This is a genomic window from Rheinheimera sp. (assembly GCF_020217005.1).
Classification (GTDB): domain Bacteria; phylum Pseudomonadota; class Gammaproteobacteria; order Enterobacterales; family Alteromonadaceae; genus Pararheinheimera.
The window spans coordinates 1-10,000 of record NZ_JAIWOI010000228.1; the positions used below are offsets into that span (position 1 = coordinate 1).

Below are 10,000 nucleotides of genomic sequence, written 5' to 3' on the forward strand. Positions count from 1 at the left end.
TATTGGTTAGTCTCAGGTAAAACGGTGGGCGGCACCCCTTTGTATCTGGATAAAGATTGTTTACCACGCGATACAGCTTTAGAACTCTGGACTGCTGGCAGCGCCTGGTTTTCTGGTGACGTGGATAAAAAAGGCCGGATTAAAGCAGGACAGCTGGCGGATTTAGCTGTATTAAGTTCTGACTTTTTTACCGTACCTGAAGAAGAAATCAAAGGCATTGAGTCTGTGATGACCATAGTAGATGGCAAAGTAGTGTATGCCGTTAATGACTTCTCAGACCATGGCCCTGCACCTATTCCTGTGGTCCCTGAGTGGTCTCCTGTCACTTTAGTGCCTGGTCATGCCCGGGTACATCCGTTAATCAGTTCCTTACCGCACCAATGTGCAGGCTCTTGTGGTGTACATGGCCATTCACATGATGTGGCGCGCCGCTCCGATATGCCAGTGTCGGACCATAACTCGTTTTGGGGTGTGTTAGGTTGCAGCTGTTTTGCTTTCTAAGGACAGGAGCTAAACCAATGAAACTAACCACTCCGACCTTTTTACAACAACCTGACTTGGGTCTGCTGTTTTTACGCTTTAGTGGCTGCTTGTTGGTGCTGCTGATCCATGGCTGGCCTAAGTTGCTGCATTGGCAAACCGAATTGCAGCTGATTGACGACCCGCTGCATTTAGGCAAAGCCGTTACTTTAGCCTGCGCACTTTTTGCTGAAGTACTTTGCCCTTTGGCCATTATGGCCGGAGTCTGGACCAGGCTGGCGTGTCTGCCTTTGTTATTTTTGTTGCTGGTGTCTATGCTGCTGGTTCACGCTGACTGGACTCTGGAGCAAGGCCAATTTGGCTGGTTGCTGATTATCCTCTTTGGCACTATAGCTTTAGCTGGGCCCGGTCGCTTTGTGCTGTTTCCGGCTAAAAAAGGACAGAGGGTATGAGCGTCGAATCGAAACATCGTTTTCAGGCCATCAGCCTGGGCTTTTTAGCAGGTTATGTGAATACCTTAGGTTTTGTCGCTTTGTTTGGTTTGTTGACTGCGCTCGTCACAGGTAACTTCGTGCTGATCGGCGCCAGTTTAGTCAGTGAATCCAGCTCCGCTGTACTAATGAAGTTTTTAGCTTTCCCAGCCTTTATTTTGGGTATAGCTGCTATTCGTATCCTGACGATTTGGCTGGACACTAAACAGCAGCAAAATTTGCAAATCCAACTGACCGTTTTACTGCAGTTAGTGCTACTGGTGGCTTTTATGGTAGTAGGCTTATTAGCCGCACCTTTTGGCGAAGAACCAACCCCTATGGCGATGATCTGCGGCATGCTGGGCGCAGCTGCTATGGGCGCACACAGCGCTTATACCCGCTTGCTGCTGCCCCATCTGGCTCCAACTTCAATGATGACAGGCAATGTAACTCAAATCGTGTTGGATCTGATTGAGCTGATATTAGGTAAAGGCGATGCTGCAACCAAAACAAGAATTTCTAAGTCTTTCTGGCCTATAGCTGCCTTTGCAGTCGGAGCGATTGTGGCTGGCTTTTGCTATTTGGTTGCGGGGTTCTGGGCTTTATTAGTGCCCATCGGCATTCTGGTATGGCTGCTACGCAAAGAGCATTATTGCAACCTCGAAGCAGAGCAGTCCTGATGCAAGTGAAAGCTCTGACTTCTGTCGCGTTGTTGAGCACTGCTGGCTTTAGCTCAGACCTTGTTGCAGTGGAACTGGAAGGTTTTATTAAACATCAGGATATCTATCAGCAGGAACTGACAGATGCCGATCATCATGCCTTACTCAGTAGGTTTTTACTCCGGCAGAACTGGCAAACCTCGAGTAACAGCAGTCTGCTGCTGGAAGGGATCAGTGCCTATGACTCCAGTTACGACAACCAGACTTTTTCGGTGGAACGTAATACTGCAGATATTCACCAGCTGATTTTTAAAACTGCTGTGGCCAACACCAGTGTCAGCTTAGGCCGCCATGTCTGGTCCATTGGCAATCAGCGCCAGCTCGGCAAAAGAGAAGGGACCAACGTCAGGCGACGTTTTGACGGAGTACTGTTAGATCAGCAATTTAGCAGCGATACCACAGTGTCGTTTTATCATGGTTACAGTGTGAAAAGTAAAGCTAAAGCTTTGGATGACAGCAGAGATCAGGATTTAACCGCAAGCGGCATCATTTTTCGAAAGCAGAAACTGCTGGTTCACGCGATCAATTACCGCGACAGCCGTGGCCAAAGTCAGGATGATATTTATGCGATAGAAACTGAATATCAGCAAAAAGTGGGAGCTTTTGAAGCTTTTTACCAGCTGATTTACCAGTTTGGTGATCGCGGCCCACAACAACTCTCTGCCTGGTTTAGCCAGCTGGAATGGGCTTATACAGTGACACAGCACCGGCTGTCGTTCACTGCCAGTTATGCTTCAGGCGGCGGTTCAAAAGCTACCGATAGCCACGAGTTTCAGCCCCTGTTTGCCAAAGCACCTTATTACTCAGAGGCCGGTGTATTTGCCACCACCAATATTCAGCATATTGGCCTTGGCTGGCTTTATCCGCTGACAGAAAACTTTAGCCTGACTCTGGAGGCAAAAAAACTCTACAAAGCAAAACCAAACGGCGCTATTTACGGCCCTGGCCAAAGCCTGTTGCTGCCGGCTGATCAGCAATCGGGAAAGGCCTTGGCGAATAACTACAGCTTTCAATCCGAATATAAATTCAGCCCGCATATCAGCTTAGAACTGGTAGCGAGCTTTATTGATATTGAAACAGGTAGCAATCAAAGTCCGGCCCTGCGCAATAGCAGCTTTTTTGAGACTATGCTGCATTACCGGTTTTAACCTGATTAAGGCTTAGCCTTAGCTGCTGGATCCACAGGCACTGGCACACCTTTGCTATGCCATTTCATTACGACAAACTTCAATGGGGTTTTACCAGTATTGCGGATACCATGCGAATCCCATGGCGCTGCATATAAAATATCGCCGGCTTTAGCAGCAATATCTTTATCTTTCAGTGACCAGAGACCTTCGCCTTCAATTACCATCAGATACTCTTCTTCGGCATGAATATGAGGTGGGTGAATTTCTTTGCCAGGTTCTATCACAGCCACACCAGTCAGCGCGTCTTGGGTACCAAAAGTAGGCTTGTTGAAGTAGCTGTAAAACATATAACCATCGCCTTTTTCAGCTATAGCCTCGGCCTGTGTCACAATTTGTGATGGCTGATCCGGCTCTGCCGCTGCTGTACTCAGGCAGGTCAAAGCCAAACCCGCAGCTAACCCTAACTTTAATTTAAACATCCCTCTTCTCCTGCTGAATGATCGTGCCTTTACACTGCCCTGAAACGAAGGCGAGGTCAAACAGCTGTTGGTCTGATCTGTGTCACACATACAGAAGAAGTAATTTCGGAAAGCCTGGGTTTTATTGTCATTTCACACAACTAACAATACTGCCCCGCTACCCAACCCGATGCCCAGGCCCACTGGAAGTTGTAGCCTCCTAACCAACCAGTGACGTCGACCACTTCGCCGACAAAATACAGGCCGGGTTGTTTTTTTGCTTCCATGGTTTTGGACGAGAGTTCGTTGGTGTCGACTCCACCTAAAGTCACTTCGGCGGTACGGTAGCCTTCGGTGCCGTTGGGTTTAAAGACATAATGCGTCAGGCTGTCGGCTAAACGCTGCATAGCTTTGCATGGCAACGCTTTAATAGGCTGATTTTGAAATACGTTCAGCTCCAGCAGCTTTTCAACTAAACGTTTTGGCAGCAAACGCGACAAGATAGTTTTGAGTTCCTGCTCAGGGTGTTTTTGCTGTTGCTCCAGCAGGAATTCATTTAAATCCTGCTGCGGCGCTAAGTTGATAATCAGCTCGTCGCCCGGTTGCCAAAAGCTGGAGATTTGCAAAATAGCCGGGCCACTTAAGCCCCTGTGGGTAAACAGCATATCTTCCGGAAACATCACATCATTGGCTTCAGCCGTGACTGGTAATGACACTCCACTGATTTCTTCAAAGACGGCTTTATCGGCTGGTTGCCAGGTCAGTGGCACTAAGGCAGCACGCACCGGCAATACGTTTAAACCAAACTGTTCAGCCAGTTGAAAGCCATAAGCTGTAGCGCCTAAATTCGGCAAACTTAAACCACCACAAGCCACCACTAAACTCTGACAGTTGCGGCTAAGCTGAGGTGTTGTGACTGTGTACACACCATCGGCAAAACTAACGTTTTGAATATCCTGTTGCAGCGCTATAGACACGCCCGCCTTGTCACATTCTTGTTGCAGCATATCGACTATGTCTTTGGCGCTGTCGTCACAAAACAGCTGGCCCAAAGTCTTTTCGTGATAAGCAATGCCGTATTGCTGCACTAAAGCGATAAAATCCCATTGGGTATAACGGCTTAAAGCCGACTTACAAAAATGCGGGTTTTGCGATAAATAATTAGCCGGGCTGGCGTAAATATTAGTGAAGTTGCAGCGGCCACCACCAGACATCAGAATTTTGCGGCCTATACGTTTGCCGTTATCCAGCACCAGGGTTTTACGGCCTCTTTTGGCGGCTTCAATGGCACAAAATAAACCTGCGGCGCCTGCGCCAATCACTATCACGTCCCACTGCTGCATTAGTTTGTACTCTGTCTGTTTTGGCTTTTCTGCTGTGACTGGCCATGGCCTGCTTGCTGATAACCCAGCTCAAGCGCGGCGAATTGGTCTCTCTGCCAATGAAACACTGGCAGCTGTTGTTGTTCTTTGTTTAACGAGCGCAATAAACGCTGCAAATTCTGTGTTTTCCAGCTTTGATCAGGATAGTCTGCTGCGTGGCGAATAGCGCACTTATCAAAATCAATGAGCCAAAACTGGCCCTGATTATCCAGCAAAATATTGTGGCAATTTAAATCAGAGTGATACACCTGATGCTGATGAAAAGAGGCGATCACAGCACCAAGCTGTTGCCATTCTAAGTTGGTCAAAGGCCGTTGTTGCAGCAGATGAGCCAAGTCTATGGTGTCAGGAATACGTTCAATCAAAATATCAGCGCTATAGCTAAATCCGTGCTTTTGATACAAAGCAGCGCAAGGCCGTGGCACAGCCAAACCCCATAAGCGCATTTGCCAAAGTAAACTAAATTCCGCCATAGCCCGGCTTTGGGCTGCAGGCTCTGACCAAAACTTGTCTTTGTTGATTTTTCCGACCAAACCGCCGCGATAATAATGCCGCAGCACCGCCTCCTGGCCGTTTGGCTGGCGGATAAACCAGACTGTATTACGGCCTTTCGATTGGCCTGTGACTAAGCCCTGCTGTTGCCAGTAATCAGATTGAAAATACGCCATCTCAAAGTTCGGATAAAAGTGCGGATCAAACCAGGCTAAAGCATTGGCTGAACTTAATTTTTTAATTTCAGCCATCGGCAATAAATAGTGCACCTGTTCCATGATACGAGCCACAGCGCCTTGTTGCTGCTGGTAAAGTTTTAAACCTTTTTCCCCGGTTTGTATGGCCAGTTCTGGTTGCTGAATAAGCTCAGCGACAGTACAGACCAGATCGGCGGCTGTGGTCACCTTAAAATATGCCTGTTGCTGTTGCAGCAACTGAAACACCAGCTGAAAATTAAATACATGTGGGCCAGACAACACGGCTTTACCAAAAGCCATAGCTTCCAGCGGATTATGCCCACCGCGTTCAATCAGGCTGCCACCGATAAAAACAAAGTCGGCCAGTTGATACCAGCTTAATAACTCGCCCATTGAATCACCAAGCCAGACTTGGGTACTGGCGTCAGGCAGACCATTCAGGCTGCGACGGACAAACTTCAGTTGCTGCTGTTGTAATAGTTCTGCCACAGCATCAAAACGCTCAGGATGCCGTGGCACCAGCACTAGTAATAACTGTGGGAACTGCACTTTTAACTGCTGATACGCCTGAATAAGTAGCTCATCTTCACCGGCATGAGTGCTACCCGCCACCCAGACAATCCGGCCTTGCAGCAAAGGTTTTAAGCTTTGTGCCAGTTGAGTGCTGCTTTTTGGCACATCCAGTTCAAATTTTACATTACCCGCCACCTGCACTCTTTGCGCACCCAGGACTGAAAAACGCCTGGCGCTGTTTTTGTCCTGAGTCAGAATTTGGCAGATCTGTTGCAACATAGGCTGAGTGAAAAGGCTAAAACGACGATAACCTCTGGCAGAGCGCGCCGATAAGCGGGCATTGACCACCAAAGTCGGAATAGCCAGCGCTTTGCAGTTTGCCAACAGATTAGGCCAGAGCTCCGTTTCCAAAATCAGTAGCAACTGCGGTTGCATGTACTTTAGCCAATGCCGCATCAGTATTGGGTAATCAAAAGGCAGGTAACAATGCACAACTTTTTTGCCCAACTGTTGTTGGTCGGCCTGAAATTTTTCGATAGCAACTGAAGCCGTAGGCGTAGTGCAGGTAATAGTAAAAGGCAGATGCGGGTATTGCTGTAAAAGTTGCTTAATCAGAGGTTTGGCGGCGTTAAACTCCCCTACTGAGACTGTATGCAGCACTATGCCGTCTTTGACCTGTGCTTCAGGCAGCTTCAAGGCAAAACGTTCAGCAAAACGTTGCCGATAGGCCGGATCTTTGTGCGAGCGCAGCAGCAAGTACAACAGCAACAAAGGCGTAATGACCACTATTAATGCTGAATAAAACAATAGCGCCACCCGGGCCATTCCACTGCCTGCTCTGAACATTTTCGTTAATCCGTGACAGGCAACATTTGATGCCAACTTTGCTCGCTGAAAGGTACTGAGCTATTTAATACCTCACCGGCCAGCACTTTGTCATAACAACGCTGGTAGGCTGCAGCCATAGTCAGATGATCAAAACTGGTTTTGGCAAAATGATGACAAGCTTCGCGATCGTACTTATGAATGTTTTGTACAGCGTCTGCCAGCTCTGTATAACTGGTTGACAATAAACCAATATCAGGCCTGGTAATAATTTCCGGTATAGCGCCATAAGGTGTGGCAAAAACCGGAGTGCCCAGATACAAAGACTCAATAATGGCCAAACCAAAAGGCTCGTGCCAACGCACCGGAAAAATCAGGCCTTGAGAATTACGCACCAACTGATTTTTTTGCTCGCCACCTACCATGCCATGAAAGCGTAAATGCAGATCCGGATGGAAATAAAAACCACGGCTGCTCAGGCTAAAGCGCACGCCACCCAACACATGCAGTTTGGCTCCGGCTTGTTTAGATACAGCCACAGCACCGGCCAGATTTTTAATAGGCCATTTGGCTTTGCCTAAAAAATGGAAGTAATTCTGCGGCTTACCTAAATTTGGCTGACCATATTCGGTCCAGTCCAACCCGTTATGCACATAACAGTCGGCATGGTGATTAGCTGCATGGCGGGCACTTAAAAATACAGTATTTTTACCATAAGTGCGGGCACCTTCAGCGTTGCCATGTTCAGTGCTGATATAAGGCACATCCAGTTCCCCATCAAATGGCTGATGAAAATGCACTATGTCAGGCCAACTGCCAATTTGCTCGCGCATAGATTTGGCCGGATCGTAACGGCTGGCATTTTTTGGAAGTTCTGGTGCACTGCCCCACAATAAGCGCACTTCATGACCAGCAGCTTGCTGAGCCATTAATAAACCCCAGACAATACGCTCAGTGCCGCCATAGTCTTTTGGTGGTAATGAAAGACGACTGACCATTACATGTAATATTTTCATTTTAAAAATTCCATAGGCTATATCTGAAGGCCCTATAATGAGGGCCTTCAAGCTGTTATCCCTTCACTTGCTTAGCTTTTGCATCAGCCACCATAGTGGCCAAAGCGGCGTATTTATGAAACGCATACTGGCCCAGCACTATCGCCATCAGTAAACCACGCCAACCGTCGAGGAAACCCAAACGCAGCACATATTGCTGAATAAAGTCGGTGAAAAAACGCAGAATGGCAAAACCCAAACTGGCCTTTTTACCACGGGCGAATTTATCTTCAGCACCTAAACAGGCATATTTCACATGCTTTTCCTGACAATGCTGATAACTTCGCCAGCTGTGGTGAATAATGGCCGATTTTAATACCCGCACTTTTTCATAGGGTAACAATAGGGTTTCGTGCACCTGACGATCTTTAAAGCTGGCACCTGTTTTTAGAAATAATTTACCCTGCGGAGTGGAGTAACGACCATGTTTCAGCAACTTGCCAAAAAAGTAAGTGTGCCATGGCATTTTGATAAAGTTGGCGTCTAAATCAGGCTCTGCCAATACCTGATCAATTTCCACTTTCAGCTCAGGTGTTAACACTTCGTCGGCGTCTATGCTCAATACCCAGTCATGTTCACACCAGGCTAAAGCACGGTTACGCTGCGGGCCAAAGCCTGGCCAGTCGGTTTGATAGACTTTGTCGGCGTACTTTTCTGCTATTTCTACTGTTCTGTCTTTACTGCCGGAGTCGACCACTATCAGTTGATCAACCCAGCCAGCAAGCGACTTTAAACAAGCTTCAATACGGTCTTCTTCATTGCAGGAGATAACAAAACAGGAAATTTTACGGCTGCGCATGCTCATACCTCGTCCTGCTTGGCTGGGGTAAATTGTACCTTCGACAGATCACCAGACAGATGATTATTGCGGATAGATTTCAGCTGGAACCTGTATTTCAGATTACGCCAAAACGAAGTACCGCCTTTGCGGGTGCCGCCACTCATTTTGTCTATTTCGCTTTCAAACCGGCTGGCCGACCATAAACGGTAAGGCAAGATTGAATACACAGTCAGGTTTAGCTCTGGGTAAAACTGCAGATCAACATCCACAGGGCGAAAAAACTTAGGCCGACTCAACAGCTTTTTTGCACCTTGCAGCGTTAAGGCATAACCCGTGGTGCAGTTCGGAACTTTGGCAAAATTCACTAGTTGATAACCATCACCCAGATCTTTTTTCTGCTCGCCAGTGCCTGCTCTGTCATCGGCTAATTTGATCATATCCCAGTGGTTTAATTGGCTGATTTTTTCCAGTACGGTCAGAAACTCAGGCTCTAAATCGATATCGTCTTCCAGAATAAAGGCCATGGCGATATTTTCATCCACCATACGCTGCCATAAAGTGCGGTGACTTAAATAACAGCCAATTTCGCCTGGTGACAAAGGACGGCGGAATTTCTTCTGGTTTAATGCAGGATCATAACAAGCCGCTACTTCAGCCTGGCTGAGGTTTTTGCCATAAATAGCACTGAAGCGTTCAGCGTCCAAACCCAGCTTATGCAGCTGTTTTTTGGCTGACTCATAACGCTCAGGGTTGGAGTCCAGATTAATTAACCAGATTGGGTATCCTGCAAACTGTCCCATGTTTTTCTTCCACTTTATTCTGCTTCTGTGCAACGATTTTACCTGAACGCCTTCTAAAGACAGAGCTTTTTTTCCCGCAATGCCGCTGAAGACAGGGCACATACAGAAAAAGTTCTTTTGCAATAACTAAGATCCGTTAAAATGCCTTCAATCACAGAGCTAAACAGAGCCTCCTATGTCAGATTTAAAACAAAGCTTTTTAGATAGTTTGAAACGTCACCGTGACGCCTTTGCCACAGTAGAAGCCTATCACGAGCAAGCCATGCAGCTGTTGGACGCAGTACAAAACTGCTTAAAACAAGGCGGTAAAGTGGTATGGATGGGCAATGGCGGCAGCGCGGCTGACAGCCAGCATTTAGCAGCTGAATTTATGGTGCGTTACAAAGCAGAACGTGGCCCGCTGGCTTCTATCGCCTTAACAACAGACACATCTATTCTGACAGCCCACGCCAACGACTACCATTTTGACAGCGTGTTTGAGCGTCAGGTGTTAGGTTTAGTCCGCCCACAAGACGTGGTGATTGGCCTGACAACTTCTGGCAAAAGCCCAAATATCAATTTAGCTTTAAAAGCCGCCAATGACTTAGGTGCTTTCACAGTTGCCCTGACGGGTCGTGATGGTGGTTTAGTCAAAGACATCGCCAAACTGCCTATTATCGTGAAAAACGACGAAACCGCCCGGATTCAGGAAGTGCATA

General features: G+C 47.4%; 11 protein-coding genes. 5 read left to right on the forward strand and 6 right to left on the reverse strand.

The genetic code is table 11. From position 1 onward, the window contains the following. The 4 genes from LDL40_RS11170 to LDL40_RS11185 all read left to right on the forward strand — a co-directional run. The coding region (locus tag LDL40_RS11170; RefSeq protein ID WP_300995457.1) for an amidohydrolase family protein at positions 1 to 501 on the forward strand (501 nt) is incomplete at its 5' end. Between the two features lie 17 nt (positions 502 to 518). Beyond that, entirely contained in the window at positions 519 to 932 is a 414-nt protein-coding gene (locus LDL40_RS11175) for a DoxX family membrane protein (RefSeq protein ID WP_300995458.1), read from the forward strand. Next, on the forward strand, positions 929 to 1,630 hold the full coding sequence (locus LDL40_RS11180) for a YoaK family protein (RefSeq protein WP_300995459.1): 702 nt from the start codon (positions 929 to 931) through the stop codon (positions 1,628 to 1,630). Before LDL40_RS11175 ends, LDL40_RS11180 begins: the two co-directional genes overlap by 4 nt. Beyond that, complete coding sequence (locus LDL40_RS11185) at positions 1,630 to 2,817, forward strand: alginate export family protein (protein ID WP_300995460.1); 1,188 nt, start codon at positions 1,630 to 1,632, stop codon at positions 2,815 to 2,817. The genes LDL40_RS11180 and LDL40_RS11185 overlap by 1 nt, the downstream gene beginning before the upstream one ends. A 5-nt stretch (positions 2,818 to 2,822) precedes the next feature. Here the strand turns inward: LDL40_RS11185 and LDL40_RS11190 are convergent, their stop codons facing one another. From LDL40_RS11190 to LDL40_RS11215, 6 genes are all read right to left on the reverse strand, one after another. Then, on the reverse strand, positions 2,823 to 3,278 hold the full coding sequence (locus LDL40_RS11190) for a cupin domain-containing protein (protein ID WP_300995461.1): 456 nt from the start codon (positions 3,276 to 3,278) through the stop codon (positions 2,823 to 2,825). A gap of 140 nt (positions 3,279 to 3,418) precedes the next feature. Further along, entirely contained in the window at positions 3,419 to 4,600 is a 1,182-nt protein-coding gene (locus tag LDL40_RS11195) for an NAD(P)/FAD-dependent oxidoreductase (RefSeq protein WP_300995462.1), read from the reverse strand. Beyond that, entirely contained in the window at positions 4,600 to 6,687 is a 2,088-nt protein-coding gene (gene waaA, locus LDL40_RS11200) for a lipid IV(A) 3-deoxy-D-manno-octulosonic acid transferase (RefSeq protein WP_300995463.1), read from the reverse strand. The genes LDL40_RS11195 and waaA overlap by 1 nt, the downstream gene beginning before the upstream one ends. Positions 6,688 to 6,692: 5 nt before the next feature. After that, positions 6,693 to 7,682, reverse strand: coding sequence for a glycosyltransferase (locus LDL40_RS11205; RefSeq protein WP_300995464.1), 990 nt, complete (start codon positions 7,680 to 7,682; stop codon positions 6,693 to 6,695). A 55-nt stretch (positions 7,683 to 7,737) separates the two neighbouring features. After that, on the reverse strand, positions 7,738 to 8,526 hold the full coding sequence (locus LDL40_RS11210) for a glycosyltransferase family 2 protein (RefSeq protein ID WP_300995465.1): 789 nt from the start codon (positions 8,524 to 8,526) through the stop codon (positions 7,738 to 7,740). Beyond that, on the reverse strand, positions 8,523 to 9,302 hold the full coding sequence (locus LDL40_RS11215) for a glycosyltransferase family 25 protein (RefSeq protein WP_300995466.1): 780 nt from the start codon (positions 9,300 to 9,302) through the stop codon (positions 8,523 to 8,525). Before LDL40_RS11215 ends, LDL40_RS11210 begins: the two co-directional genes overlap by 4 nt. Positions 9,303 to 9,477: 175 nt before the next feature. On the opposite strand from LDL40_RS11215, the gene LDL40_RS11220 reads away from it, so the two are divergent. Continuing rightward, positions 9,478 to 10,000: SIS domain-containing protein (locus tag LDL40_RS11220; protein WP_300995467.1), on the forward strand; the 523-nt coding region annotated here is incomplete at its 3' end.